Genomic DNA, 26489 nt, shown 5'->3' with positions numbered 1-26489 from the left:
GTCCCTTCTCCGTTTCGCTGGCGATCCGAGTTCTCGTTCCAAACCAAAATTCGTACGCCAGCGATGGGGGTCTTGGCTTATCTTTTAATCCAGGGGTTGAAACCCCTGGCAATAACCAAACGCTCCTTGGGAGCTGGCACTAAACCAATCGAGATCGACAACCTGTTACTCCAGCCAATGGATTACCTGACAATCGCAGACAGGCACTAATCAGAGCCAAGGTTCTTGAAAATTTTTTATAAACCGCAAGTCCCTTCTCCGTTTCGCTGGCGATCCGAGATCTCGTTCCAAACCAAAACCCTGCGCCAGCGATGGAGTTCTTGGCTTATCTTTTAATCCAGGGGTTGAAACCCCTGGCAATAACCAAACGCTCCTTTGGATCTTGATTTTTATTGAACATGAGTAAAAATCAGACCCTTGTGGTAAAATATCTCATCTTCCTCGTATTTTTCACAAATAGAATTCATTTGCTTCCATGAAACCTTTTTCAGCTCAAATCCAACATTTAAACCCTCAAACAGATCATGAAAAAATCTCTTTTCTGCTGAGTTGCCATGTATTTCCTTGGGATTTGGAGCGATCCCTAGAGTTTGCCCTGTTCAGAACTTTTGCTGTTCCTTCCATTTCGGGACTATTGGTGGAGACTGGAGAATTTGTCCGGAGGCCCAGAAAGCGCTATGATGATACCGAGCTGATCCTCTTTGAAATCCTCGAACACGGAATGAACAGCCTGAGGGGAAAGCGAGCCATTCGTCGAATGAATGCCATGCATGGACGCTTTGCTATTTCTAATGAGGAATTTTTGTATGTGCTTTCGACTTTCATTTTTGAGCCGATCCGATGGATCGAAAAGTACGCCTATCGGCCCATGACTGAGGTAGAGAAGGAGGGTGTTTTCAAAAACTACCTCGAACTGGGCAAAAGAATGAACCTCAAAAATGTTCCTCAAACCTTACCCGAATTTGAAGCTTACAACAGGCAGTATGAAGCAGAGCATTTTCGGTTTGAGAAGAGCAACCAAATCATTGCAGACAAGACCATTGATTTACTTTTAGGATTCTACCTTCCCAAATGGCTGTTTGGGCTGGGTCGTCCATTTGTTTACGCTTTGCTTGATGATCCCTTGCGCGAGGCCTTGGGCATCCGGAAAGTATCCGGCCTCAGGAAATGGATTGTCAAAAAAGGGCTTGGATTACATGCGTTTCTGCATCAATTAAGAGGAGAACCAAAGCATCCGATTTTGGGAACTGTCAGGAAAAGACCCAGCTATCCAGAAGGGTATCAAATCGAGGAGTTAGGGACTTTTCCTTCAAAAGCAGTGTCCGAATAGGTTTTGCTTTTTTTGGTTTCGTCGGTTTAAAAATTCACATCAACCCATCTCCGTTTCGCCGGAAACCAATTTTCTGTTCCAATCCAAAACCCTGCGCCAGCGATGGGGGCATTGGCCGTGATCCTATTCCAGGGGTTGAAACCTCTGGCTACAACAAAACGCTCATTTGGATTTGGTTATTTGAGAACCATGATAGGTTTAAAATTTGAATTTTCTCAAAGCTAATCAGTGATTCAAGAAGGTAATTGAAGGTAAAAGAAAAGGCTTGTTTTTGGGTTCCTTCGGTTATCGGTCTTCATTCCCCACCCCAAAACACTGCCTCGCTATTTCCAACTCCTCATTAGTAGGAATTACCAGAACCTGGACTGAAGAGGTCTCGGCTTGGATGGCGCGAAGGCCGGTATTGGGCAGTTTATTTTTTTCCGAATCGAGCTGAATGCCGAGAAAATCCATCTTTGCACACACCAAGCTCCGGGTGAGTTGGTCATTTTCTCCCACTCCTCCGGTAAAAACGATGGCATCCAGGCCATTCATCACCGCCGCGAAGGAACCGATGTACTTTTTGATCCGATAAGCATACAGCTGATAGGCCAAGATGGCTTCGGGCTGCCCCTGATGATACAGCTTGCCGATGTCGCGCATATCACTAAATCCCGTCAAACCGAGCATCCCACTTTTTTTATTGAGCAGGTTATTCACCTCGTCGAGGGAGTAGCCGAGTTCGCGTACCAGATAAAAAATCACCGATTGATCGATATCCCCGGCCCGGGTTCCCATGATCAGGCCATTCATCGGACCCAATCCCATGCTGGTATCGACACAGTTTCCGCCATGTACCGCCGCCATGCTGCAGCCGTTTCCGAGGTGAATGGTGATGACTTTGGCGCCGGATTTCTGCAAAAATTCTCCAGCCCGCTCGCTCACATACTTGTGACTGGTGCCGTGGAATCCATAGGCCCGAATGCCGTGGTTGACATACAAGTCATTCGGAATCGCCATGCGGAAGGCTTCTGCAGGCATAGTTTGGTGAAAAGCCGTATCGAAGACCGCAATCTGTCGAGCCTGGGGAAAAATGCGTTCTGCGACTTCTATGCCGAGGTAATTGGCAGGATTATGCAGCGGTGCCAAGGGAAAAAGCTCCTTGATTTTGGCTTTGATTTCGGGCGTAATGACTTGGGTGGAAGCGAATTTTTCTCCTCCATGCACCACCCGATGCCCCACTACCTCCACTTCCGAAGGATCGGAGATCACGCCTACTTCCTCATCGGTCAGCAATTTGGCTACTTCCTGAAGCCCAACCGAATGGTGCGGAACCGAGACTTCCAGGACTTTTTTCACTTCACCTTGAGGCAAAAAGGACTTGTGCTCCACCTTGGAGCCTTCCAGTCCAATTCGATCCACGAGGCCCGAGCAGAGCACTTTCGCTTCGGGCATGGAAATGAGTTGGTACTTGATCGAGCTGCTGCCGGAGTTGATGACGAAGACGTTCATGGTTGAAAAGACGGAAGACAGGAGACAGAAGAAGGAAGATTGATCGTCGGATGACCGATGTCCGATGTCCGATGACGGATGGTTGCTAAGTTGGAAGACCGAAGAAGGGAGACCGGAGAAAAGCCCGATGTCAGGTGCTTTGACAAGCTCAGCACAAGTGACCGATGTACTGAAAAAGACAACCTATATTTTGATGATAAGATTTTCATGTAATTGGGAAAAGCTAGGAATTAGATTTCAACCTTTACTATTAAGAAGATGTCGTAAATCGCACTTCGTACTTCGTAAATTATCCTTCTTGTGCCTGAATCGCGGTAATTACCACCGTATTGAAAATATCCACTACGGTACAGCCACGGCTGAGGTCATTGACAGGCTTGTTGAGGCCTTGAAGCATCGGGCCGATGGCGATGGCGCCTGTTTCCCGCTGCACGGCTTTGTAGGTATTGTTTCCGGTATTGAGATCAGGGAAAATCAATACGCTCGCCTGTCCAGCCACATCTGAATTTGGCATTTTCTTTTTACCCACTTCGGGATCGACCGCTGCATCGTATTGGATCGGACCTTCTACTTTTAGATCGGGTCGTCTGGATTTTACAAGCTCAGTGGCCAAGCGGACCTTCTCTACCTCCTCTCCCTCACCTGAAGATCCGGAGGAATAAGAAAGCATGGCAATTTTGGGTTCAATCCCAAACATCAAAGCCGATTCGGCAGAGGAAATGGCAATGTCTGCCAACTGTTCCGAAGTTGGATTTGGCACTACGGCACAATCCCCAAAAACGGCCACTCGATTGGGCAAACACATGAAGAAAACAGAGGAAACGGTAGAATTTCCAGGCTTGGTCTTCACAAACTGCAAAGCAGGACGGATCGTGTGCTGGGTAGTATGCACCGCTCCGGACACCATACCATCAGCTTCTCCTTTGAAAACCATCATGGTGCCATAATAGGACACGTCCTGCATCAGGTCTCTTGCTGTGGCCGGAGTGAGTCCCTTGTTTTTCCTCAGTTCATACAGGGTGTTGGCATAGTCGTTTAACTTGGGTGAAGTCGCAGGGTCTACGATCTGAACTTTTTCCAAATCCAAGGACAGGTTGAGCTTTTTCACAGCAACCTCTATCTCCTCCCTACTTCCCAAAATCGTCAAATCCACCACTTCCTGACGAATCAGCATTTCTGCTGCTATCAAAATCCGATCGTCGTTTCCTTCAGGAAGCACAATATGCTTTTTTTGGCTCTTGGCTCTCTTGACAATCTGGTATTGGAACATTCTGGGGGTCAAAATGGAAGAACTGAAGGAAACGATTTTTTCCTCCAGAGCCTTTTCATCCACATGATTGTCGAATAATCTGATAGCCGTGGAAATTTTTTCCTTATCATCCGCAGAAATTCTCGCACGGATTTGGTTGACTTTGGTCACGACCATAAAGGTCCCGTCCTCCACTTGGAGTATGGGGACAATCGTCTCCAAACCCTCGATCAATTTCACAATAGAAGGCTCAGGATGCATCCCTCCCGAAACGATGATTCCCGCCACTTTCCCAAAATTTCTGGAGACATTAGCCTGCAGGGAGCCGATGATGATATCACCTCGGTCTCCCGGAGTGACCACCAGGGTATTGTTTTTCAGTCTATCCAAGAAGTTATGGAGTTGCATGGCCCCTACGATGGAGTGATCCACACGATTGGTCAAAAGATTCTCCCCAAAAAGCAGATTTGCTCCCAGTGATTCTTTGATTTCATCCAAGGTGGGATTGCTCAGTTCTTCGTGCGTTGGAATCGCCGAAATCAATATTTCCGGAGAAAGCACATTCTTAAGGCGACGCAAAACGTCATCGGTCTTTCCTTTTTCCACCTTGTTGGCGACCAGCGTGAGCACCTGTACTCCCTTGTTCAAAAAACTGTTGGTACTGGCTAATGCCAAATCCAAGATTTCAGAAACGGTCCTTTTTTCACAATTCAGAATAATGGCTGCAGGAATCCCCAGGTTTTTTGCGATTGCCACATTCCCGTCAAATTCCACATTGGTACTGACATCGGTGAAATCGGTACCTTCTACCACTACAAAATCCGAAGATTCTTGAAGAGCTTTGAATTTTTCGATAATAGTATCAATCAGGAAGGCCTCATTCCGTTTATTGATTTCCTTTAGCGCTTTTTTTCGGGTAAAAGCATACATCTCTTCATAGTTCTGCTCCAAGTGAAAATGCTCCTTGAGCAACTCGAGTCTCCTATCCTTTTCCTTTTTTCCGCCTGAAATAATGGGCTTGAAATAGGCCAGCTTATCGGTACGGCTGGCTAAAAGGTTCATTAGTCCTAAGGCGTAAATGGATTTTCCGGAAAAGGGCTCAGTGGTAGTGAGGTAAATAGCGTTTGTCATAATCGGATAGGGAAAGTCCTTAAAGTAACCTTTCCATGCCCAAAATAGGGAATAATAAAATGCAAAAAACCTGACAAAACTCAGCTAATTCCCTCAAATTGGTCAGCTGGAAAGTGGATTTCTTTGAAAGAACTTATCTTAAATTTCTCTAAAAACCCACAAAAAGAGGCCTTTAGACGAAACTCTATAAGGAAATGCTCTTTTAAATAGCTCAATCATCTGAGTCATCATTGAATCGCTATCCAAATGATCAAAAAGTAATTGAGGTTTCCAGGTGAGTCATTGTCTGAGTCGGAGGCTTTTCTCTATTTTTAGCCTTCTATGACCCAACATTCACCTCACCTCCACCGTCAACTTGGACTTCTAGGCCTGGCTGCTACAGGGATTTGCTCCATGATCGGGGCATCGATCTATGTGGTTCCATTCATGATTCAGCGAAACGTACCGGGAATTGGCCCTTACGTTCTTCCAGCCTTTCTTTTTGCAGCTATTCCGGCCATTTTCGCAGCCTTGGCGTATTCGATATTGGCCTCGGCCATGCCTAGAGCCGGGGGCTCTTACCTCTATGCCAGTCGGGCGATTCATCCTTATTGGGGGTTTGTGGCCAGTTTTTCCCAGTGGTTTGGATTGTCGATCGTGATCGGGGTGATTGCCTATGTGGTGGTCCCTTTTTTCCGGGATATGGCGGTTGCGTTGGAATGGAACGGCCTGGCAGATTGGATCAGTCAGGACACCGTAAGGGTGAGTCTCTCGCTAATTCTACTTTGGCTTTTTGCAGGCATCAACATGCTGGGGGTCAAATCCTACGAACGCACCCTGATCCCGCTGATGATCCTGATGTTTGTCTTGGGAGCAGTGGTAATTTTCTCCGGATTGAGTTTTTCTACGGATGATTTTATCCATGCTTTAGGGGAAAAAGATGGAAGGACAATTGAGCTCTACGATTCGACTTTCAACTGGACGACATTTCTTTCGGCAGCTGCTATTTTGTTTTCCAGTTTTATCGGTTTTGACGCTATCGCCCAGGCGGGGGGTGAGGCTAAAAACCCAACCAAAAACCTTCCTAGAGCCATCGGAATAGCGATTTTGGGTGTAGGCTTCTTTTATTTTGCCTTTACTTATGCGGTCTATCATGCCGTTCCTTGGCAGTTTGTAGCTGCAGAATCCCAGGTGAAAGACATCACCGCAGCAGGACTCCTCTCCTACTTGCTTCCTGCCGGTTTGGGTGTGGTGATTTTGTTGGGAGCCGCCATAGCCTTGCTCAATGACCTTCCTGCGATGATCCTGTCCGTATCCCGTCTGGTGTTTTCCTGGGCGGAAGACGGGATTTTCCCGAAAAAACTATCTGTCATCCATCCCAAATTCCACTCTCCTTACCTGGCAATTCTATTGAGCGGAATGGTGTCTACCGTGGGAATTTTGGGCAGTCACTTTGCCGGTGATTTCTTTTTGGGAATTGATATCATGGTTACCTCTATGCTGGTCAATTTCCTACTGATGTGCCTTGCCGTGGCTTTTCTTCCCAAACGAAATCCGGCTTTGGCAAAAGAGATCAAACTCTTCAAACATCCTATCGGACAGCGGATGATCGCAGTGCTTGGCACGGTCTTTCTCACCGCTTTTCTCCTGATCCATGTCAGCAAAGACCTTACAGCAAAAGTTTCTGCCTGGTATTTTCACTCCACTTGGGTATGGCTGATGGTGATGGGACTGGCTTCACTGCTCTTCTATTTTCGCTGGAAAAAACTTCAAAAAAACGACCCTGACCTTCAAAAACGATTTTCGACCTTACCACAAGACTGATATGACCCTTAGCAAATACCACGAATTAGCCCCCGGATTAACCATCTGCAGAGCCCTGACCGGACTCTGGCAGATTGCTGACCTGGAGCGAGACGGTACCAAAGTAGACCCCTTCCTTGCCGCCCAATCCATGAAAGCCTATGTGGATGCGGGATTTACCACCTTCGACATGGCCGATCACTACGGTTCGGCAGAGGAGATCACGGGAGTTTTCCGACAAACCTACGGAAGCGAATCTGCACAGTTCTTCACCAAATGGGTTCCCTCTCCAGACAGAATCACCAAAGATCAAGTCAGAAAAGCGGTAGAGACGGCCCTCACCCGCATGCAAAGTGAGCAGATTGACCTGATGCAGTTTCACGCCTGGCAATATGCCCATCCAAGCTGGGTAGATTGCCTCTTTTGGCTACAGGAACTCAAGGAGGAAGGACTGATCAAGTATCTCGGACTCACCAATTTTGACACGGCCCACCTCAACATCGTCGTCAATTCGGGAATCCAAGTAGTAAGTAATCAGGTTTGCTATTCTCTTTTGGACCAGCGGGCGGCAGGTGAAATGACTTCCCTTTGCCTGAAGCACGGTGTGAAACTGTTGGCCTTTGGCACAGTGGCAGGCGGCTTTCTCTCCGAAAAATGGCTGGGAAAACCCGAACCTGTGCTGAATGAATCCCTGACCTGGTCGCAGATGAAATACAAGCGCTTCATTGATACCGCCGGAGGTTGGGCACAATTCCAAGACTTACTCCAGACCCTGGATGGGATTGCAAAAAAACACGGAGTCGGCATTGCCAATATTGCCAGTCACTACATCATAACCCGTCCGGCAGTGGGAGGCGTCATCATCGGTGCCCGTCTGGGAAAAAGTGAACATATCGCCGACAATGAACAGCTTTTTTCCTTCCGCTTGGATGAGGCAGACGAATCGCAGATCAAACAGGTTCTACATACCCTTTCTGCGATTCCGGGCGACTGTGGGGATGAATACCGAAAGCCTCCTTTTTTGACGGCTTCAGGAGATTTGAGTCACCATGTGGAATCATTCCCTTCTCCATACCCCACTCAGAAGGGGTCAGACGGAAGAACGAAAGCCCTCAGCGGAACGATTTGGGAGGATATTGCGGGCTTCAGCCGTGCCGTGAGAAAGGGGAACCGCATTTTGGTATCCGGTACCACGGCCACACACGGCGCCAAAGCCATGGGGGGAAATGACCCCGGAGCTCAGGCTCATTTTATTTTGGACAAAATCGAAGGGGCTATCCAATCCCTGGGAGGAAACTTGGAAGATGTCGTCCGAACGAGGATTTTCATCCGCAACGCCGATCAATGGGAACCCATTTCCAGAGCGCATGGACAGCGGTTTGGAGGTATTCAGCCGGCAAACACCATGGTCAGAGCGGATTTGATTGGAGAAGAATACTTGGTAGAAATGGAAGCAGAGGCGGTCATCGAACCAAAAAATGCCTGAGAAAAGAGAGCATTGGAGGAGAATAAGTGATAACTTATCCTAATCAAAACCCTTATTTCCTATGAAATCATTTGTCTTTTCTCTTTTCCTCGTATGGGTGTTGGGATTCAACACCCAAGCACAGCAAAAAATTGACCTTACAGGCACTTGGATGGTAGATGTCCAAACGGATATGGGAAGCGGAACACCCACTTTTGTCCTGAAGCAAGAAGGTGAAAAAATCACGGGAACTTATTCTGGCACCTTAGGAGAATCTAAGGTAACCGGTACCTTGAAAGGCACAGTGCTGCACCTGGAATTTAGCATAGAAGGCAACCTGATTACTTATGACGGAACGGCCAGTCCTACGGCCATAAGTGGCAAGGTCAACTTGGCAGAAATGGCCAAAGGGACCTTCAGTGGTAAAAGAAAAGGCTAACATCAGTGAAAAAGAGCTACATCAGTCAAAAACCAATTCCTACCGGAGAAGCTGTAATCGGAGCAGAAATCCGTGCCGGAATTTTTGATCTGATCTGCCAGGAACATCCTGGATTTGGACCGGAAGACAGCATCAGTTTATCGGAAATGAATTTTTACCGTCGATTGTACCTGACCCGGATGATGGAAGAGGAAAAAGGAGAGCTGGCCCGTATCGATCAACAGGTGATGATGGCCATACGGGATAATTCTATCCTTTCGGAAAAAATTCAAGACGAGATAGAGCCCGAACTTACCTTAGGTGAAAAAATGGCGGATCATATTGCCTCCTTTGGCGGCAGTTGGACGTTTATTCTCATCTTTTTCACTTTCCTGATCATTTGGATGATTACCAATGCCTATCTTCTGGTCAATCAACCCTTTGACCCCTACCCTTTTATCTTGCTCAATCTGATCCTTTCCTGCCTGGCAGCCATTCAGGCACCAATCATTATGATGAGCCAAAACAGGCAGGAAGCAAAAGACCGAATCCGATCTGAGCATGACTACAAAATCGACCTAAAAGCAGAGCTGGAGATTAAAATTCTTAGCGAAAAAATTGACCACCTTTTGGTACACCAAAACAGAAAACTACTCGAAATACAGGAGGTACAAGTAGACTATATGGAAGATCTTCTGAAACAAATCAAAAATTTTAAACCTCATTGAAATGCATCCTATCCTAAAAAACACCATCGCAGTCATCCTGGGTATGCTCATCGGAGGCACTGTCAACTCTCTTTTGATTATGAACAGCGCTGCTCTGATTCCTCCTCCTGAGGGAGCAGATCTGACCACGTCAGAAGGCCTGGCTGCAGCCATGGCATTGATGGAACCCAAGCACTTTTTGATTCCATTTTTAGCCCATGCCTTGGGCACCTTGGTGGGTGCTTTTGTAACAGCCAAATTAGCGGCCTCCTTTCCCAAACAGCTTGCCTTGTTTATCGGTATGATGTTCTTCATGGGAGGCACTTTCATGGTGATGTCCTTGCCTGCCCCTTTGTGGTTCAATGTCACTGATCTTCTCCTCGCCTATTTCCCTATGGCTTGGTTAGGCTGGAAAATTTCAGGTAAAAAATGAACCGGGAGACGAATCCTTTTGATTGGATTGAGTTTAAACCAACAGCAAACACCCATCTTGAAAAGACCCTATTCATGGGAAGACCACCTAAACTCTTGATTGCATGAAAACCCAATTTTTATTTAATACCCTCATTTTCTCAGGAGTACTTTTGTTTACCGTAGAATGTGCGGTCAATCCGGTAACCGGAAAAAAGCAGGTAGTATTAATGTCTGAAGCCCAAGAAATCGAAATGGGAAAGCAGTCAGACCCTGAGATTGTGGCGTATTTCGGATTGTATGAAGACCCGGATTTACAGCAATTTATTACCGAGAAGGGCAAACAAATGGCCGCTATTTCCCATCGCCCCCAACTCGAGTACCAGTTCAAAATCGTGGATTCTCCGGTGATCAACGCCTTCGCTGTGCCGGGAGGCTATGTTTATTTTACCCGTGGGATCATGGCTCATTTCAACAATGAAGCTGAATTCGCAGGAGTCTTGGGACATGAGATAGGCCACATTACCGCAAGGCATTCCGTAATTCAGCAACGAAACCAGATTTTAGGTCAGGTAGGATTGATTGCGGGAGTGATTTTGGTGCCTGAAATTTCCCAATTTGTAGAGCCTTTATCCCAAGGCATGCAGTTGGCCTTGCTTAGTTTCGGACGGGATGCAGAGCGCCAATCCGACGAATTGGGGGTAGAGTATTCCTCAAAAATCGGCTATAATGCCGCTGAAATGGCCGATTTTTTCAAAACCTTGGAAAGGCAAGGGGCAAAATCAGGGGCCAGTGAAATTCCTGAATTTCTCTCCACACACCCCTCTCCTTCTGAAAGGAATGTGACGGTGGCGAGGCTGGCCGAAGATTGGAAAAAAAAGCTCGACCTTCAAAATCCAGCGGTAAACCGGGATAGCTACCTGAAAAAAATTGATGGGATTGTCTTGGGAGAAGATCCCAGACAAGGCTTTTTGGAAAACAATGTGTTTTACCATCCTGTGTTAAAATTCCAATTCCCCACTCCTCAAGGATGGAGTTTTCAAAATTCCCCTCAGCAAGTACAAATGGCTCCGAAATCAGGGGATGCACTTATGGCCCTCACCTTGGCAAAGGGCAACTCTCCCGAAGAAGCCACCCAGGCTTTTATTCAGCAGCATAAATTGGAAGTGGTGGAGTCGAAAAAAGAAACCATCAACGGACTTCCCGCCTTTATTGCCATTGCGGATCAAAAGCAGGAAAACGGAAGCATTCGGGTTGTCATCACCATGATCCAATTTGGGGGCAATATGTACAGCTTCATGGGCATTTCGGAGTTATCCAAATTCCAGAACTATCAAAATGAGTTTCTTGCCACCATAAGAAATTTCAAAGAACTGAAAGACTTAGAAAAACTGAACCGAAAACCTGACTTGTTGAGACTCAAAACGCTCACCAAATCCATGACCCTTCAGGCCGCTTTACAAAGTTTCAATATGCCCAAGGAAAGATTTGATGAATTGGCCATTCTCAATGGCATGCTGCTTACGGATCAAATCAGTGCCGGAACCACCATCAAAGTCATAGGAAAATAAAACCCCCAAAAGTATTCCTTACAGTTAAAATACCCACCCCTTCCCAAGAATTCCATGCGGCAATACCTGATTTTCCTTGGACTCGTTCTTTTGCTTTCCTGCAAAAGTGAAACTCCATCCGCAGACTTACCCAAAAGTGAAAACTATGCCGACTTAGTGGCACTATTCCACGAATGGAGAGCTTTTGAAACTCCTCCTTTACGTGAGGGTGCCCCTGACTATACCTCCGAAACGTTCCAAAACAGGCAGGCGGAATTCGAACGCTTAAGGAAAAAACTGAACGCTATAGAATTTGCTAACTGGCCCGCTGAGCAACAAGTGGATTGGCATATTGTCTGGGCAGAGATGAATGGGTATGAATTTAATTTCCACGTATTAAAACCTTGGGAAAGAGACCCGGCCTATTACAAATCCATTTGGATGGACCGCAGTGATGTACCCGCTCATGAAGGGCCTACGCATCATCGCACCACCGAAGTGTGGACTTATTCTTTTCCGCTTTCTCCAGCAAATAAAGAGAAATTTCTTGCGGACCTGAAAGTCATTCCACCTCTCAATGAGCAAGCCAAGAAAAACCTGACAGGCAATGCCAAAGACCTCTGGATAGCCGGAATCAGGGATATTGAATTTCAGATTAAGGATTTGGATACCATTTTGGAATTTCCCGGAGTAAAAGAGGATGCGGAGATAGTCCAAGCCATTGAATCCGCAAAATCCTCTACCTCGGAGCTCGCTGTCTGGCTCAAAGAGCAAGCTCCCTCCAAAACCGGCCCATCCGGCATTGGTAAGGAAAACTATACTTGGTACCTACAAAATGTGCACTTGGTTCCTTTGACCTGGGAAGATGAAGTGATGCTGTTAAAGCGGGAACTAGCCCGCGCTTGGTCCAATCTCAAACTGGAAGAGCATCGAAACAGAACTCTCCCTCCACTCCAAGCTGCAAATTCGCCGGAGGCTTACCAAGCCCAAGCTGAAGCTGCTGCTAAAAGCCTGATGAACTTCCTCGAGGAACAAAACATCGTCACGGTAAAGGACTATTTTGATCTTGCTTTAAGGGCGCATTTGGGAGGTTTTGTACCTGAAGAGCGAAGAAATTTCTTTTGGATCACCGCTCATTTGGATCCCAGACCTCTTTATTCCCATTTCTACCATTGGTTTGAATTGGCAATCATGGACAATGATCCTCACCCTTCGGAAATCCGACGGGGCCCATTGCTCTACAATATTTTCGATTCCAGAAATGAGGGAACCGCCACAGCTGTAGAAGAGATGTGGATGAATGCAGGGCTCTACGACGACAGTCCCCGAAGCCGGGAAATAGTTTATATCATGATCGCCCAGCGGGCAGCAAGAGGTTTAGGTTCGCTCTACGCCCATGCCAATGAAATGAGCATGGAAGAGGCTGGGGGCATTCATTCGGAATACACGCCCCGTGGCTGGATGAAGACTGAAAAAGAACTCTTGATCTTTGAGCAGCATCTTTATTTAAGACAACCGGGCTATGGAACCAGCTACATCACCGGAAAATACCTCTTGGAAAACGCCATGGCAGAATATGCGAGAATTAAGGAAGCCAAGGGAATGGAGTTTCAAGCCAAGGACTTCTTTGATCAGCTCAATTCCATCGGTGGTATTCCCATTTCCCTTGGTACTTGGCAAATGACAGGAGTCGATCTGCCAGTAAAAACCATAGTCCAAGGATATGCCCAAAAGCCTAAACCGTTTTAATCTGGAAAAGAACCTTAACCAAATCTCATTACTATGAAACTAATCCTTACGCTCCTCTTTGCCATGAGTCTCCATGTGGCTTTTGCCCAATCCGAAAAGGAAGTGGAAAAGGCCATTCAGGATTTACGGACCGCCATGCTGGCCGAAGATGCAGATGCTCTTAGAAAACTTACCTCGAAAAATCTTTCTTATGGCCATTCCAGTGGGGTTATAGAAAATCAGGAAGCATTTATTGAGGTATTTGCTTCCAAAAAATCCGATTACCAAAAATGGGATATCTCCAATCAGGAAATCAGCTTTCCAAGAAAAGATCTGGCAATCGTTCGTCATAAAGTCCTGGCCGAAATTGCAGGTTCGAATGGCCAGGTAAACAAGTTGGATATCGGCCTATTGATGATTTGGAGCAAGGAAGACGGAGGGTGGAAGTTACTTGCCCGTCAGGCTTTCCGAATGCCTCAGCCCTAAATCTTGCCAAAGATTACTGGACTGAGCAAAAAAAAGACCGGAACGAAATCCGGTCTTTTTCTTTGATAGATAGGTTAATTCCAACCTCCTCCCAATGCCCTATAGAGCTGCACGTGGGACTGCAGACGGGATGCTTTGAGGTCTGCCAGTTCGATCGCAGACTCCAACGCTCTCGTCTGTGCGGTGATTACTTCGAGGTAATTGGCGTATCCTACCGAAAAGAGCGTATTTGAGTTTTCAATCGAACGCTGCAAAACCTGAACTTCATTTTCCTTAAGCTTCAACTGATTTTCAAATGTTGCGATCTGATTGACTAGGTCAAGTACCTCGAGATAGGCATTTAGGGTACGTTTCTCATAGTCTAGCAAGGCAATTCTTTGATCCGCTTTAGCTATTTCAAACCGGGTTTGAATTTCTCTTCTGTTGAAAATCGGAGCCGTCAATCCCGCACCCATTTGGTACATGGTCGAAGCCGGATTAAAAAAGAGCTTGGAGAATTCAAAGGCATTGAAACCTGCCATTCCGAATAGGTTGATGGAAGGATAAAATGCAGCTTTGGCCGAAGCCACATCAAACTTGGTAGCCTGCAAGTTCAACTCTGCTTCCCGTACATCAGGCCTAGACTGGATCAACTGGGCAGGAATTCCAATTTCCATTACTTTTGGAGTATCCACGGCATTATCCAGATTGGTGCGATCCAGAGGAACTTCTACTTTACCAACTAATCGGGTGAGGCCATATTCCAGCGTTTTTTGCTCTCGAAGCTTTGCCTCCAGTTGAGATTTGGAGTTAAGCACCAAGGCTTCAAACTGATCGATGGCGAGTTGATTCGCTCGTCCTCCTTCTTTCAGTTCGATGATCAGCTGCAAGGCCAAATCCTGAAGACGGATGTTTTCATTCAACACCTGAATCTCTGCATCGATGGCCAACAACTCATAGTACGTAGTAGCGATCTCGGAAACCAGCCATGTTCGGACGCTTTTGGAAAACTCCTCCGAAGCCATATAGCGAGATACAGCTGCTTTTCTTTGGTTTCTAAGTTTTCCCCAGACGTCCACTTCCCAAGAAAAATTGGCACCTACCACAAAATCTTTGTAAGGATCCGGAATTCGCTTGTCCTCTGGAAGGTCTTCGGATAGATTGGTATCAAAATTTCCTACCCCATCCATGGTGTACTCTCCAAACTTTCGCTGAGAAGCGCTTGCCATTCCCGAGATGGAAGGGAAAAGGCCTGCTTTGGCAGCCATCATGGATGCTTTGGCGGACTTGATCCGCTCCAGCGTCATGAGATTATCCTGATTGTTGGAAAGAGCAGAGGAAATCAATCCTTTCAGATTTTCATCCCTGAAAAAATCCTCCCAAGAAACCTGAACCACTGAGTCGGAGGAAGCAAGTTGTGTCGCTGCAAACTCACCGGGCAATTGAATCGAAGATTGAGGTGAGGTCACCTCACCGACTTTACATCCAGAAGCCAACATCAGCCCCAAGACGCATATCATAGCTATCTTTTTCATGCGTGAACCTCCTGAGTTTGGGTGTTGATCTGCAATCTTTTGGCCTTCTTCTCTTTCATCCTTGTATCTATGGTTTCAAAAACCACATATAAGCCTGGAATCAGAAATACCCCGATCACAGTTCCGATGAGCATTCCTCCGGCGGCGGCAGTACCGATGGTACGGTTACCGATCGCTCCTGCACCGGAAGCTATGGTCAACGGAATCAGACCACAGATAAAGGCGAACGAAGTCATCAGGATGGGACGAAGTCGCTCAATTCCACCGTTGATCGCACTTTGAAGAATAGAGATCCCTCTGTTTCGATTTTGAATTGCAATTTCGATGATCAGGATGGCATTCTTACCCAACAAACCGATCAACATAACCAAGGAAACCTGAGCATAAATGTCGTTTTGCAAACCCACCAGTTGAAGGAAGAAATAGGATCCGAAGATACCCGCAGGAAGTGAAAGGATTACCGGAAGTGGCAGCATGTAGCTTTCGTACTGTGCAGCTAACAATAAGTACACAAACACCAAACAGATCAAGAAAATATACACGGCCTGGTTACCGGAGGCAATCTGCTCTCGGGTAATTCCCGACCAGTCAATGTCATAGCCTCGGGGAAGAGTAGAAGCGGCTACTTCCTCTACCGCCTTGATGGCATCACCGGAAGAATAACCAGGTGCAGCATCCCCGGAGATCAAGGCAGAAGTAAACATGTTGTATCGTGTCAACTGCTCAGGACCATATACCCGCTCCAGGCTTACGAAGTTGGAATAAGGCACCATTTCACCTTCTTTGTTTTTGGCATACATTTCCAAAAGCGACTCTGGCGAGGTTCTGTACTCTGGTGAAGCCTGAATCATCACCTTGTACATCTGCCCGTAACGGATAAAGTTGGAAGCATAGTAAGAGCCAATGTAGCTCTGCAAGGTTTCCATGGCATCATTGACAGATACACCCAACTTGGCGGCCTTGTCGTGATCTACGCTCAATAAGAATTGCGGGAAACTCGGGTCGAAGTTGGTAAAGGCCCCCTCGATTTCAGGTCGGTCATTTAGAGCTTGAATGAATTCTTCATTCACACGGGCCATATTACCGAGATCGGTACCAGAACGATCCTGAAGACGAAGTTCAAACCCGGACGCATTACCAAATCCCGGAACAGGAGGAGGTGCCAAAAACTGAATATCTGCTCCTTTGATATGAGAAGTACGCTCAGTGTAATCAGCGATCAACTGATTGACATTTTTCTCCCTGGCATCCCAAGGAGCCAAGTTGATCATACCCATCCCATAGGAAGCCCCGGCGGTTTCAGTCAAAAGAGAATATCCTGCAAGCGTTGACACCGTCTCTACTTCTTCTAAAGGAAGCAAGGCAGCTTGCACCTCATCCATGATTTCGGAAGTACGGTCTACAGTTGCTCCAGGAGGCGTGGTCACGTTCACATAGATCATCCCCTGATCTTCGTTCGGGATAAATCCGGAAGGAACTATGGAAATCATCCCATAGGTGAGCACAAAGAACAACACCAACGCACCATAAGTGATCGCTTTACGGTTTGCAATAGATTTCACCACCCCCAAATATTTACCAGCTAGGGCGTCGTATTTGGCATTGAATCCATTGAAAAACTTCTGCAAGGCACTTTCATGGCCTTCCCCTGCATGATGCATGGGTTTAAGCATCATCGCACAAAGTGCAGGTGAAAGCGTCAGGGCGTTGATACCCGAGATGACAATCGCTATCGCCAAAGTCAGTGAGAACTGACGGTAAAAAATCCCCACCGGACCGGAAAGGAAACTCACCGGAATAAATACCGCCGACATCACCAAGGTAATGGCCACAATCGCACCACCAATTTCCTTCATGGCCGCAATGGTCGCATCCAAGGCATTCATCTTGAGTTCGTGCATCTTCACATGGACGGCCTCTACGACTACGATGGCATTATCCACCACAATTCCAATGGCGAGTACTAGCGCAAACAGGGTAAGGAGGTTGATCGAGAAGCCGAAAAGCTGCATAAAAAACAGCGTCCCTACCAGCGAAACCGGTACCGCAATGGCCGGAATCAAGGTGGATCGGAAATCCTGTAGAAACAAGAATACCACGATAAATACCAGCAAGAAGGCTTCGATCAGGGTCTTCACCACCTCATAGATGGACGCATCCAAGAATCGGCTTACGTCATAGGACACGTTAAAGGTCATCCCAGGAGGAAAAGAGGATTCCTGAATTTCCTCCATCTTGGCCTTGATGTTGGAGATTACTTCACGGGCATTGGAACCTGGACGCTGTTTGATCATGATGGAGGCGGAAGGCTTGCCATCCGTCATAGATACCATGGAATATTCCAAGGCATCAAATTCAATATCCGCCACGTCCTTCAGCTTCAGCAAGGAACCATCCGCTAGGGCTTTCAGGGTAATATTTCGGTATTCTTCTTCCTGATTGAATTTACCGGTGTACTTCAATACATATTGAAGGGCCTGTGGATCGCGATCCGAGGAAATACCTGATTTACCCGGAGCTGCTTCTACGTTTTGAGCTCGGATGGCTTCGGTCACATCTTGAGGAGAAAGGTCATAGGCCGCCAATCGATCGGGTTTAAGCCAAACCCGCATCGCATAGTCTTTCATCCCCATGATTTCCGCACGACCTACACCATCGATCCGCTTCAGTTCGGGTAGAATATTGATATCGGCAAAGTTGTACACAAACTTTTCATCCTGAGTAGTATCCGAGGTGGTCAGGTTGAGGTAAAGAAGCATGGAGTTCACTTCTTTTTCGGTCTGCACACCGGCACGGATTACTTCTTCGGGAAGTTCGTCAAGTACCGTTGCCACCCTGTTTTGCACGTTTACCGCTGCCTGATCCGGGTCGGTACCCACTTTGAAAACAATGTTGATAAGAGAAATACCGTCGTTGGTATTTACGGAAGTCATGTACTCCATTCCTGGTACACCATTGATGGCACGTTCGAGGGGAGTCGCTACAGCTTTTGCCAAAACTTCCGCATTGGCACCGGTATATCTGGCTGTTACTGTCACGGCAGGTGGCACGATATCCGGAAACTGAGTGATCGGAAGCGAGGTCAACGCCAAGATCCCCAGCAAGGTAATGAACACAGAAATAACCGTCGAGAGGATCGGCCTCCTGATAAATAATTCCAGCATGAAATCGGGTAGTTAGCAGTTCGGATTAACGTACACTGAGAAGTTCGTGGTAAACGTCTGCTGCAGCCACGGATTGAGGAATCACTTTGGACCCGTCTTTCACCTGTTGAATGCCTTCAAACACGATTTTATCTCCCGGTTCAAACCCGTCGGCGATGTAATAAATATCATATCGCTGAAGAGGCTTAAAGCTCCTTACTTTCACCGTATTGTCTTTGTCCACTACATACACGTAGGTAAAGTCCTGGATTTCAAAAGTCGATTTCTGAGGGATCAAAAACACCTGATCCATTTTGGTCATCATCTGGATTTTCCCGGAAGCACCGTGCTTGATCAAGTTATCAGGATTAGGAAAACGCACACGGAAACCAATCGATCCGGTTCCTGATTCGATGTCACCTTCGGTAGTTTCCAACTTTCCTTTCTGAGGATATTTTTCACCATCCGAAAGAATCAAAGTCAATTGGTCCGAAAACGTCTCCGCACCGCTTTCGATCTTGTCTCTCATAAAGCTGAGGTACTCGTTTTCGTTGACTTTGTAGTATGCGAAAATAGAGGAAATGTCTGTGATAGAAGTTAACAGATCATTTTCCGTGACCAAGCTCCCAATCTTGTGAGGGATTCTGTCTACCAAGCCATCGAATGGAGCTTTCACTGTAGTGTAAGAGAGACCGGTTTGAGCAGATTTGAGCATGGATTCAGCCTCTGCAATCTGAGAATCCGCTACCGCTTTTTTGGATTTCGCCAGTTCAAGTTCGGAAGGTGAAATAATCTTTTTGTTGACCAGGATTTGGAGACGCTCCATTTCCACTTTTGCGGCCGACTGTTCAGCTTTTGCCTTGGCCAAATTAGCACGGGCAGAATTCACCATTTCGTTGTATTCTGCAGAAGAAAGCTGGAAAAGGGTCTGTCCCTTTTTCACATACTGGCCTTCATCTACAAAAATGCGGTCTACAAAACCAGCGACTTTGGAACGAACCTCCACAAACTGTACCGCCTGAATATCGGCGATGTAGGTCTGAGGTACCTCTACCGACTGAGGCTGCAGTTCCAACACTGGGATATTGACTGCTTCGTTTTCTTTGTTGTTTTTAGAATTTCCTTCAGTACAGGAAGCCAAGGAGGCACCCAAAACCAACATTGTGGCAAGGGGAATAAAGAATGTGGATACAAATGTTTTCACTCCGGAAAACACATTAAGTTTTTCAGTTTTCATGTTGCTAGAATAATTGAGAAAGATCGACAACAGGGTTATTGTCAAAAGGGACTAAAAGCGAGGCAAAAAAGTAAAATCAGGGCGCATTGACCTGGATAGTGTACTGAAAGAGAAGTTTGAGGTATGTATCAATGTGTATCTCCGAATAGGACTTCGCTATCCTACAGGAGAGGAAAATTAATCCAGGTGCTTCGAGGGTATCAAGAACCCTTTCATTTTTAAGTCTCTGTGATGAGGAAGATGAAGATCTTACCCTAGCTTCAGCTGGAACCAATTCAGAAAAATCGAACTGAAATACGTCCAGCACTTCAGTCGGAAAGTCAGCAGAAAGAGGAGCTTTTTCCTGGGGAATGGTAGATTCAGGCCCAACAGGAAAGGCACCAAAACTGACAATAAAGAGGATAATCCCTAGGAACCATCTCATATTTTCGGTCACAAGAATAAGGTGTATTCGGTTGTTGGGTTTACTGTAGGACATAGATTTTACGAATCAGTCCTGTAACTGACTGCAAAGTAAAATAGTTTCCGGCTGATAATTATCATTTTTTTAGAAAATCCCGATAAACTCTGATGAATGGCAGGATAGACTGCTTAATCATTGAAAAAACGCCTGTATTTAGTGAAAAAAATATTTTCTGATTATTTCATTCTACTGTAATAGGAAGAAAAAATTTCGGACGAGCTCTTTTAAAAACATCTGTAAATCAAAGTGATGGAAGAGAAGTAAACCGATCAGCCTTTGCTTTGAGTATGAGCCTCAAATCTTTTTTCAAATCCTGCATCTTCTGTCTTCATCCAAACATCCCAAAAGGTGAAATAAAGGCCATAGTTGCACCGATACTTCAGGTGGTGCAGGTCATGGTGTGTGGCACCGACCATCCATCGGAAAAACGGAGATTTAAGCGCCCATTTGGGATAGACTTCTACTCCTGCATGGTTGATCACAGCCGTAATGGACATGGTAACCAAAAGAGCAATAAGGACAAAAAAATGCATAGGAAGAACCAAAACCAATACTGGTAGAAAGATCGCCTGTAATCCTGCCTCGATCGGGTGAAAGGAAAAAGAGGTAAAGGAGCTCGTATACAGACTATTGTGATGGATGTGGTGAAAATGCCTGATTACCTTGGGCTGATGCATCCAGCGGTGCAGCCAGTAGTAATAGGTCTCATGGATAAACAGAGCCACAAAATAACTGATCGGAATCCAAAGCACATCCCACCAGGTAAGAGCAATATACAGCTGTGAGACGCCCTTTTGCCAAAAAATCAACATCACAACTCCTGCTACTCCAAATATGATCGCACCCAAAAACGAATACCAAATCTCTGTCTTCACCTGAGGCAATCGAATCTGCTCGTGTAGTCTGCGATAAGGCATGGCCTCTCCCATTCTCTTGTAAACCCACTCATGGTATAACCAAGCCAAGGCCAAGTACCTCAAAAAAATACCTGCCAAAAGAATAAAAAAGATCAGCAGAAAATTTTGGGGTTGGGTGTAATCTGTGGATAGCAGCCAGTCAAGATTAAAATCCATGTACGAATAGAATTGACTCCAAAATAACAAAATTCAAAAAGTAAGGTTTCGCGTATTTTTTAAATCCATCCTAAAAAAAGGAATTCAACCACCCCTTGAAACTGAAACCAACACTTCCTAATTCGGGAGTGAAAAACCTTCCTCAATTCACCCCCTTAAAATCTTCTCCATCTTTTTCCCTTTGGCCAACTCATCGATCAGCTTATCCAGTTGACGGATCTTTTGCATGAGAGGATCGGAGATTTCCTCCACGCGATATCCACAGATCAAGCCGGTAATCAGTTGGGCATTGGGATGATAAGCGGGAGATTCGGCAAAGAAGGTTTCAAAGTCTTTTTTCAGATCGATTTGCTTTTGCAAAGCGGGCAAATCATAGCCAGTCAGCCAACAGATAATTTCATCTACCTCGGCTTTGGTCCGCCCTTTTCGCTCGGCCTTGGTCACATAGTGAGGGTAAACACTCGCAAAAGCCATTTTAAAGATCCGGTGATTTTCCATGTGTAAAGATTAAGGATGAAAATGGATTCAATCGAACTATGAGATAAATGACCATATCTCGAACGAAAAATCAAAGGGGTTCGAAACTCTTTGACTTTCTTTTGAACCGAGCATGCCACCAAATGATCAGAGGTGTGTAGAGCAAATAGGTCAATCCCCCGAAAAAAGAAGCCCAAATAAAGGAAAACGGCTGAATCAATACTGTAACCAAAATGGAAATCAGAGGCACAAAAAACATGATCTGCAGGCGCTGAATCTGTGATTGGGTGTAAAAACGCTCAAAATCGCTTAGCAGTAGCGCCTCTCTCAGCGAAAAAGCCCTTCGATAGAAAAGATACAACACGAGGTAAAGGGCAAACGCCACAAAACCATAATAGATCATCAAGTACGGGACCTGATCTCCTGCGATGCTGACCTGGATGTCTGTCTGAAACAAAAGATTGGTGAGAAAAAGAGTCAAAAAACGCAGGGGATAGACATAAAAAATCACCAATGCGATAAAAATGGTATTCAGGATGGTGAGTATGGAATCATTCAGTGTATACATCTCCGAAAAATCGAGATGCTCGCTCCAAATCAAAACCAGAAAGGAAATACTGATCAAAAAAGCGGGGAGTGTTTTGGTAAAAGTCAGGAGGTCCGAAAATGAATTGGGATTGGAAAGGTTGAAAATCAGCAGCGTGATCGCAATCCCAAACACCGCATCCGTGAGATTGTCCAGCCGGGAAGCGCTGATGCCACGATAGTTGATTTTCGGATCGTGCTGTCGGTTTTTAAAAAATTCTTGTCTCATTCGATTGGGAGGTAAAGGTAGAATCAGGTGAAAAACCCTTGATTTTTAAACTAAAGAGAGACCAAAGAGCTTGGCCGGGAAGTCCGGATTTCCGGTTTCAATCCACTCACCAGGCGCTCAAGTTTGGATGAATGGACTTTGTCAGTTGGGGACTTTAGGCCCGCTCTTTGGAATAGCACAGAGATTTATCCCGCATGGTCGTAGGCCAGTTTGATCCAGCCCACTACCTCCTCATCTATCTCTTCCAGAGCAGCAATATTGATTTTGTGAGAACACATGGAGTTGGGTTTTTCAGCGAGCAGTTTCCCTTGAGCTTCTTGTCCTTTGAGGTTGATCCCGATTTCAAACCGGGTTTTGGTAGCGGGATTGAGGATGGCAAACTGCTTCTTCCGTCTCAGACTCACGTAAGTATTTTTGGGTGCAATTTCAAAATCCTGCCCATGCTTCTCGATTTCGGAGAGGAGTTTGTCGTAAATCGGTCGCAGATGTTCTTTTCCCTGATATTGTTTGACGATAAGGTCATCCTGGTTTTCGGCTGATCCTGCATCCGAACCTTTTGCCTTGTGAGCGATCAGGTTGGCAAAGCCATGCGTGAGGCCATGTTGCTCTTTGAGAAATTTGAGGATCTCCCCGTGTTTGGAAAAATTCTCTTTGGTAACCAGTTCGATCCATTCAGACAGGGATTTCCCTGTGTTTTTGTAGAGATTATCGATCATGGTTTGGGTAGCTTTATCTAAGTCCATGGTGCTTGGGGTTTGGGGTGAAAAGATAAATTCACTTTAAGTTCGGATTTTTTGGAGATAATCACCCCAAAAAAAGTTAATCCTCACGGGAGAGTTACACAAACAGAAGATCGGTTGGGGATCAGAAAGATTGAAAAAGAATATATGGATATACAGAACTTTGCCAATCGCTTTCTTCCAAAGTTCAATGAATTAGTAAAAGCCAATTCTTTGATTTTTTCGGTCTTCCGTCACTGGTACTGAGCGGGTCGAAGTACTTGTGCTGAGCTTGTCGAAGTATCGGTCCTCCAGCCCAAAATCAGGAGAATATTCGACTAATGGCAGAATAGCGCATAATCAGAAAAGAATATTTAATTCATTCTCTTGGCAAAATTTCATTACCATCCTCTTAAAATAAATCTGAGACTTCGGCAAAAAAACAGTAAAAAGCATTGACTATTCCTCCAAGTGCTCTTTCAGTTCTTCCTTCAATCGTAGAAAGTATTTGATCTTTTCTTGAAGGATCAACTCTTCAGAATTCCTTTTAGAAACAGTCTTTGGCGGTTCAAAATCACCTTCCACCACTTCAATCAAGATTTGATCGCCTTTCTTTAAAGCTTCCTTTGTCCAAATGACAGATTGATCCAAATTAGAATCCAGTCCACCCACAAACAAGTCGGTCAACCGATTTTGATCAGCCTCTCGGTGAAGGGACGTCAGTATACAATGGGTAGTAAAGAACTCGGAATCTATCTCTGCCCTGCAAATGAGTTCTCCATTGAGTCTGATCTGAAAACCTAGATTTTTCATTCGTTTGGTGTTTTATTTCCCTGAAGTCCTTGCATTAAGCATCAAAAACCAACAGACTTGTCTTATTCGCATTGATCGCAAACCGATAGAAGAAGAACAGACCAAATCCTGTCTTAAGCTGGAAAACATAGAATAACTCCAGCTAAATACAATACTAATCAACCCTGCTCAGCGTAGTTTTTGAAGTTGTCCAAAATGGCTTGCCAACCGTTTTGCTGTAGTTCGAGGGAGTTTTCGGTCTCAGGGTCGAAGGTCACCTTTACTTCTGTTTTCCCATCCATTTCCTTAAATTCTACCTGACATACTCTGCCTCCAAACTCATAGCTGTAGGATTTCATTGGAACGATCTCCAGGTATACAGCTTCAAAGTCAAACCCAAAACTTCCATCCTTGGCTTCCATTCTCGCAAAGTACCTTCCTCCCACCTGCAAATCATTGGATGCAGACGGACAGTGCCAGCTCGGATGTGCAAAATTCCATTGGGTAATGTGCTCGGGCTGGGTATATCGTTCCCACACAGTAGCGAGGGGTGCGGAGACTAGGGCTTGGACGGTGATTTTTGGATGGGTCATGGGAATTAAGTTTGGATTTTTCAGTAAGATATCTTTTTTCCTTTTTCTGCCTTTTGAATTATAAAAAAAGAAAACGTACCGTGGCTCTGAAATGGTATATTTCAATGACTAACCTCCTTTGAATATTTTGGACAAGTCAAGGATATACTAATGGAATACTATTTTTTGATTAACCAATTTGGGAACGAAGCCGAAAAGCAGCGTTTTTGGCTTTTATCTCTTTTTTAGTTTGGAGAAAATTAAACTTCCCAAACAAGTTGAAGAGAGCGTTACAAGTAGGATAGGTAAATCTTTTTCCAAAAACACGTCCAATTGTCCGGCAAACAATACACTCAAGGTCAGGGAGACCTACAAAGGTCCAGAAATCCAAATACCCCAACGCCAGGATTCTTTTGACCAAAAAAAACCAAATAATCCTCCTCCGAAAAGGCCTGCTAGTAGAAGAAAAAACGGAAATACCTCCGAGTTTGGGATAAAGAAAATTAGGATTCCGAAGAGTATTGCTAGAATATAGGGGAGATTTGAAGGCTGACCAATCACAATTTTCAGTAGTTAGTTTTTTAAAGTCCCATCAAATTTTATCGGATAAATTCATCCATTGAATGTTTCGCAAAAGGTTGAAGAAGTACCTTTTTCAAGGTTTTTACGACCCGAGTGGCAAGTAATTACATGATCAGTTTCTTCATTTGATCATTTCTTTCACTGCAGGTGCAGCTTTGGCATCAGGATAGTCCAGTCCTAGTAACTGAAACACCGTACGTGCTACCATCGAAGAAGACCACTGTCCTTCCATTTTCATCTCACCGGTAGCTGGAGTATCAGGCCCCATGGCCATTAGCCAGATTTGTCCAGCCTCCGGGATATTTGATCCATGCCCTTTCCAGCTGCTTTTGGTAATGCCACGCCCATGATCTACGCTGATGATCAGGGTAGTTTTATCTTTGTATTGAGGGTCGGCTTGCAGGGTTTCCCAGACTTCTTTGATGTACTTGTCTGTCTGCCTGGCTGACCATAGGTATTGATCGTATTTGCCTCCGTGAGCCCAGTCATCCGTCTCTCCATAAGCAATGTAGAGCACTTTAGGCTTGTGCTTTTTGATCGCTTCGAGTGCATAGTGGTGAGTAAATGGATCTAATCTCACACCGTCCCAAGGACCTCGGATTTCCTGCTGCATACGGTTGACGGTTTTCTCCACATCTGTCAGGTCATTCCCCACTGCCAGGTCAAAACCTGCATTGACGGGTATGCCGCTTCTCTCCTCATTAATGATGTAAGGAAACACGTCCCAGCTGCCAAAGGCCATGACCTTTCCTTTGTATGAAGGCATTTGATTTAGGTGTTCGAGAAAGGTCACATTGGGATTATTGATCTTGGAGTTGGAATTGATGCGGGCATCATCGGCAAATCCACTCAGTACCTCATTGTATCCCGGATAGGAAAACCACATGGTATTGCTGTTGTCTACCAAGTTGCCAAAAGCCCGGTTGCCATAGATCTGCCCCTGCTTGGCGATGGTATTCCAAAAAAACGGAAACAGCATTTCCCGCCGCTTGATCGGGTCAGGATGCCAAAAATCAGACAAAAGCGAGCCGGCCCGATCTATCATGCCTGTATCATCGATCATCAGGGAGTCAGCACCTTTGAAAAGCTCCTGCCACCTCAATCCATCAAAGGTGATCAGGACGATGTTCTCTGTTTTGGTGTTTTTTGTTTGAGCCATGGCGCCCATACCCAGTGCGCCTACCAGAAGAAGCAAAAAGAATAGTTTTTTCATTGTGTTGGATATCTAAGATGCTGTCCGCCTTTCAAGCCGACTGTAGTTATACTCAATTTAGAAGTTTATGGACTACTATCCCTCAATGCCTCTTCGAACTTCAAAAAGACTGCTTCCCTCAATCCCCTAGACCAACTCGACC

23 protein-coding genes are annotated in these 26489 nt (G+C 45.6%); 10 read left to right on the top strand and 13 right to left on the bottom strand.

From position 1 onward, the window contains the following. Together DDT91_RS20505 and DDT91_RS16930 are read left to right on the top strand one after the other, a co-directional pair. The coding region (locus DDT91_RS20505; protein WP_222718672.1) for a hypothetical protein at positions 1-210 on the top strand (210 nt) is incomplete at its 5' end. Positions 211-475: 265 nt separating this feature from the next. Next, a complete protein-coding gene (locus tag DDT91_RS16930; RefSeq protein ID WP_187177379.1) occupies positions 476-1330 on the top strand; it encodes an oxygenase MpaB family protein in 855 nt (284 codons plus the stop codon). A 285-nt stretch (positions 1331-1615) separates the two neighbouring features. Here the strand turns inward: DDT91_RS16930 and DDT91_RS16925 are convergent, their stop codons facing one another. Both DDT91_RS16925 and pta read right to left on the bottom strand, forming a co-directional pair. Then, positions 1616-2821 (bottom strand): acetate/propionate family kinase, encoded by a 1206-nt coding sequence (locus DDT91_RS16925; RefSeq protein WP_187177378.1) that lies wholly within the window; start codon positions 2819-2821, stop codon positions 1616-1618. Positions 2822-3110: 289 nt separating this feature from the next. Next, positions 3111-5201 (bottom strand): phosphate acetyltransferase, encoded by a 2091-nt coding sequence (pta, locus tag DDT91_RS16920; RefSeq protein ID WP_187177377.1) that lies wholly within the window; start codon positions 5199-5201, stop codon positions 3111-3113. Positions 5202-5522: 321 nt separating this feature from the next. On the opposite strand from pta, the gene DDT91_RS16915 reads away from it, so the two are divergent. The 8 genes from DDT91_RS16915 to DDT91_RS16880 all read left to right on the top strand — a co-directional run bounded on the left by DDT91_RS16915 (position 5523) and on the right by DDT91_RS16880 (position 13748). Continuing rightward, positions 5523-7004 carry an APC family permease gene (locus DDT91_RS16915; protein ID WP_187177376.1) on the top strand — a complete coding sequence of 494 codons (1482 nt, stop codon included), beginning with the start codon at positions 5523-5525 and terminating at the stop codon, positions 7002-7004. A gap of 1 nt (position 7005) precedes the next feature. Continuing rightward, the gene (locus DDT91_RS16910; RefSeq protein ID WP_187177375.1) at positions 7006-8469 is read left to right on the top strand and encodes an aldo/keto reductase; all 1464 of its coding nucleotides are present in this window, start codon (positions 7006-7008) and stop codon (positions 8467-8469) included. Between the two features lie 61 nt (positions 8470-8530). Beyond that, complete coding sequence (locus DDT91_RS16905) at positions 8531-8887, top strand: hypothetical protein (protein ID WP_187177374.1); 357 nt, start codon at positions 8531-8533, stop codon at positions 8885-8887. Positions 8888-8892: 5 nt separating this feature from the next. After that, positions 8893-9594 (top strand): DUF1003 domain-containing protein, encoded by a 702-nt coding sequence (locus DDT91_RS20875; RefSeq protein WP_187177373.1) that lies wholly within the window; start codon positions 8893-8895, stop codon positions 9592-9594. Between the two features lies 1 nt (position 9595). After that, positions 9596-10006, top strand: a complete 411-nt coding sequence (locus DDT91_RS16895; RefSeq protein ID WP_187177372.1) for a hypothetical protein — start codon at positions 9596-9598, stop codon at positions 10004-10006. A gap of 103 nt (positions 10007-10109) precedes the next feature. After that, positions 10110-11555, top strand: coding sequence for a M48 family metalloprotease (locus DDT91_RS16890; RefSeq protein WP_187177371.1), 1446 nt, complete (start codon positions 10110-10112; stop codon positions 11553-11555). A gap of 54 nt (positions 11556-11609) precedes the next feature. Beyond that, a complete protein-coding gene (locus DDT91_RS16885) occupies positions 11610-13283 on the top strand; it encodes a DUF885 family protein (RefSeq protein WP_187177370.1) in 1674 nt (557 codons plus the stop codon). Between the two features lie 33 nt (positions 13284-13316). Continuing rightward, positions 13317-13748: a nuclear transport factor 2 family protein gene (locus DDT91_RS16880; RefSeq protein WP_187177369.1), complete on the top strand. Its 432-nt coding sequence runs from the start codon at positions 13317-13319 to the stop codon at positions 13746-13748. Positions 13749-13822: 74 nt separating this feature from the next. On the opposite strand, the gene DDT91_RS16875 is transcribed toward DDT91_RS16880, so the two are convergent. From DDT91_RS16875 to DDT91_RS16825, 11 genes are all read right to left on the bottom strand, one after another. Beyond that, entirely contained in the window at positions 13823-15262 is a 1440-nt protein-coding gene (locus DDT91_RS16875; protein ID WP_187177368.1) for a TolC family protein, read from the bottom strand. Further along, positions 15259-18426 (bottom strand): efflux RND transporter permease subunit, encoded by a 3168-nt coding sequence (locus DDT91_RS16870; protein WP_187177367.1) that lies wholly within the window; start codon positions 18424-18426, stop codon positions 15259-15261. Before DDT91_RS16870 ends, DDT91_RS16875 begins: the two co-directional genes overlap by 4 nt. Positions 18427-18451: 25 nt before the next feature. Continuing rightward, positions 18452-19642: an efflux RND transporter periplasmic adaptor subunit gene (locus tag DDT91_RS16865; RefSeq protein ID WP_255502164.1), complete on the bottom strand. Its 1191-nt coding sequence runs from the start codon at positions 19640-19642 to the stop codon at positions 18452-18454. Positions 19643-19718: 76 nt separating this feature from the next. Continuing rightward, entirely contained in the window at positions 19719-20120 is a 402-nt protein-coding gene (locus DDT91_RS16860; RefSeq protein WP_187177366.1) for a hypothetical protein, read from the bottom strand. A gap of 254 nt (positions 20121-20374) precedes the next feature. Next, a complete protein-coding gene (locus DDT91_RS16855) occupies positions 20375-21178 on the bottom strand; it encodes a sterol desaturase family protein (RefSeq protein WP_187177365.1) in 804 nt (267 codons plus the stop codon). A 147-nt stretch (positions 21179-21325) separates the two neighbouring features. Then, positions 21326-21676: a DUF2200 domain-containing protein gene (locus DDT91_RS16850; RefSeq protein ID WP_187177364.1), complete on the bottom strand. Its 351-nt coding sequence runs from the start codon at positions 21674-21676 to the stop codon at positions 21326-21328. Positions 21677-21746: 70 nt separating this feature from the next. After that, the gene (locus DDT91_RS16845; protein ID WP_187177363.1) at positions 21747-22469 is read right to left on the bottom strand and encodes a TMEM175 family protein; all 723 of its coding nucleotides are present in this window, start codon (positions 22467-22469) and stop codon (positions 21747-21749) included. A 185-nt stretch (positions 22470-22654) separates the two neighbouring features. Further along, positions 22655-23212 carry a DUF4287 domain-containing protein gene (locus tag DDT91_RS16840; protein ID WP_187177362.1) on the bottom strand — a complete coding sequence of 186 codons (558 nt, stop codon included), beginning with the start codon at positions 23210-23212 and terminating at the stop codon, positions 22655-22657. 435 nt (positions 23213-23647) lie between these two features. Beyond that, the gene (locus tag DDT91_RS16835) at positions 23648-24001 is read right to left on the bottom strand and encodes a hypothetical protein (protein ID WP_187177361.1); all 354 of its coding nucleotides are present in this window, start codon (positions 23999-24001) and stop codon (positions 23648-23650) included. Positions 24002-24159: 158 nt separating this feature from the next. Further along, positions 24160-24573, bottom strand: coding sequence for an SRPBCC family protein (locus DDT91_RS16830; RefSeq protein ID WP_187177360.1), 414 nt, complete (start codon positions 24571-24573; stop codon positions 24160-24162). Positions 24574-25255: 682 nt separating this feature from the next. Beyond that, positions 25256-26347 (bottom strand): alkaline phosphatase family protein, encoded by a 1092-nt coding sequence (locus DDT91_RS16825; RefSeq protein WP_187177359.1) that lies wholly within the window; start codon positions 26345-26347, stop codon positions 25256-25258. Between the last annotated feature and the right edge of the window lie 142 nt (positions 26348-26489).

This window comes from Algoriphagus sp. AK58, from assembly GCF_014324365.1.
Taxonomy (GTDB): domain Bacteria; phylum Bacteroidota; class Bacteroidia; order Cytophagales; family Cyclobacteriaceae; genus Algoriphagus.
Note: the sequence above shows the minus strand (reverse complement) of the source record. Positions and strands in the feature narration are given on the sequence as shown.

Coding starts and splice junctions, on each gene's coding strand:
- DDT91_RS16905 (WP_187177374.1), top strand. CDS start 8,531: ATGAAATCATTTGTCTTTTCTCTTTTCCTCGTATGGGTGTTGGGATTC.
- DDT91_RS16870 (WP_187177367.1), bottom strand. CDS start 18,426: ATGCTGGAATTATTTATCAGGAGGCCGATCCTCTCGACGGTTATTTCT.
- DDT91_RS16925 (WP_187177378.1), bottom strand. CDS start 2,821: ATGAACGTCTTCGTCATCAACTCCGGCAGCAGCTCGATCAAGTACCAA.
- DDT91_RS16825 (WP_187177359.1), bottom strand. CDS start 26,347: ATGAAAAAACTATTCTTTTTGCTTCTTCTGGTAGGCGCACTGGGTATG.
- DDT91_RS16840 (WP_187177362.1), bottom strand. CDS start 23,212: ATGGACTTAGATAAAGCTACCCAAACCATGATCGATAATCTCTACAAA.
- DDT91_RS16860 (WP_187177366.1), bottom strand. CDS start 20,120: ATGTCCTACAGTAAACCCAACAACCGAATACACCTTATTCTTGTGACC.
- DDT91_RS16895 (WP_187177372.1), top strand. CDS start 9,596: ATGCATCCTATCCTAAAAAACACCATCGCAGTCATCCTGGGTATGCTC.
- DDT91_RS16865 (WP_255502164.1), bottom strand. CDS start 19,642: ATGAAAACTGAAAAACTTAATGTGTTTTCCGGAGTGAAAACATTTGTA.
- DDT91_RS16880 (WP_187177369.1), top strand. CDS start 13,317: ATGAAACTAATCCTTACGCTCCTCTTTGCCATGAGTCTCCATGTGGCT.
- DDT91_RS16890 (WP_187177371.1), top strand. CDS start 10,110: ATGAAAACCCAATTTTTATTTAATACCCTCATTTTCTCAGGAGTACTT.
- DDT91_RS16930 (WP_187177379.1), top strand. CDS start 476: ATGAAACCTTTTTCAGCTCAAATCCAACATTTAAACCCTCAAACAGAT.
- DDT91_RS16830 (WP_187177360.1), bottom strand. CDS start 24,573: ATGACCCATCCAAAAATCACCGTCCAAGCCCTAGTCTCCGCACCCCTC.
- DDT91_RS16875 (WP_187177368.1), bottom strand. CDS start 15,262: ATGAAAAAGATAGCTATGATATGCGTCTTGGGGCTGATGTTGGCTTCT.
- DDT91_RS16910 (WP_187177375.1), top strand. CDS start 7,006: ATGACCCTTAGCAAATACCACGAATTAGCCCCCGGATTAACCATCTGC.
- DDT91_RS16835 (WP_187177361.1), bottom strand. CDS start 24,001: ATGAAAAATCTAGGTTTTCAGATCAGACTCAATGGAGAACTCATTTGC.
- DDT91_RS16885 (WP_187177370.1), top strand. CDS start 11,610: ATGCGGCAATACCTGATTTTCCTTGGACTCGTTCTTTTGCTTTCCTGC.
- DDT91_RS16855 (WP_187177365.1), bottom strand. CDS start 21,178: ATGGATTTTAATCTTGACTGGCTGCTATCCACAGATTACACCCAACCC.
- pta (WP_187177377.1), bottom strand. CDS start 5,201: ATGACAAACGCTATTTACCTCACTACCACTGAGCCCTTTTCCGGAAAA.
- DDT91_RS16915 (WP_187177376.1), top strand. CDS start 5,523: ATGACCCAACATTCACCTCACCTCCACCGTCAACTTGGACTTCTAGGC.
- DDT91_RS16850 (WP_187177364.1), bottom strand. CDS start 21,676: ATGGAAAATCACCGGATCTTTAAAATGGCTTTTGCGAGTGTTTACCCT.
- DDT91_RS16845 (WP_187177363.1), bottom strand. CDS start 22,469: ATGAGACAAGAATTTTTTAAAAACCGACAGCACGATCCGAAAATCAAC.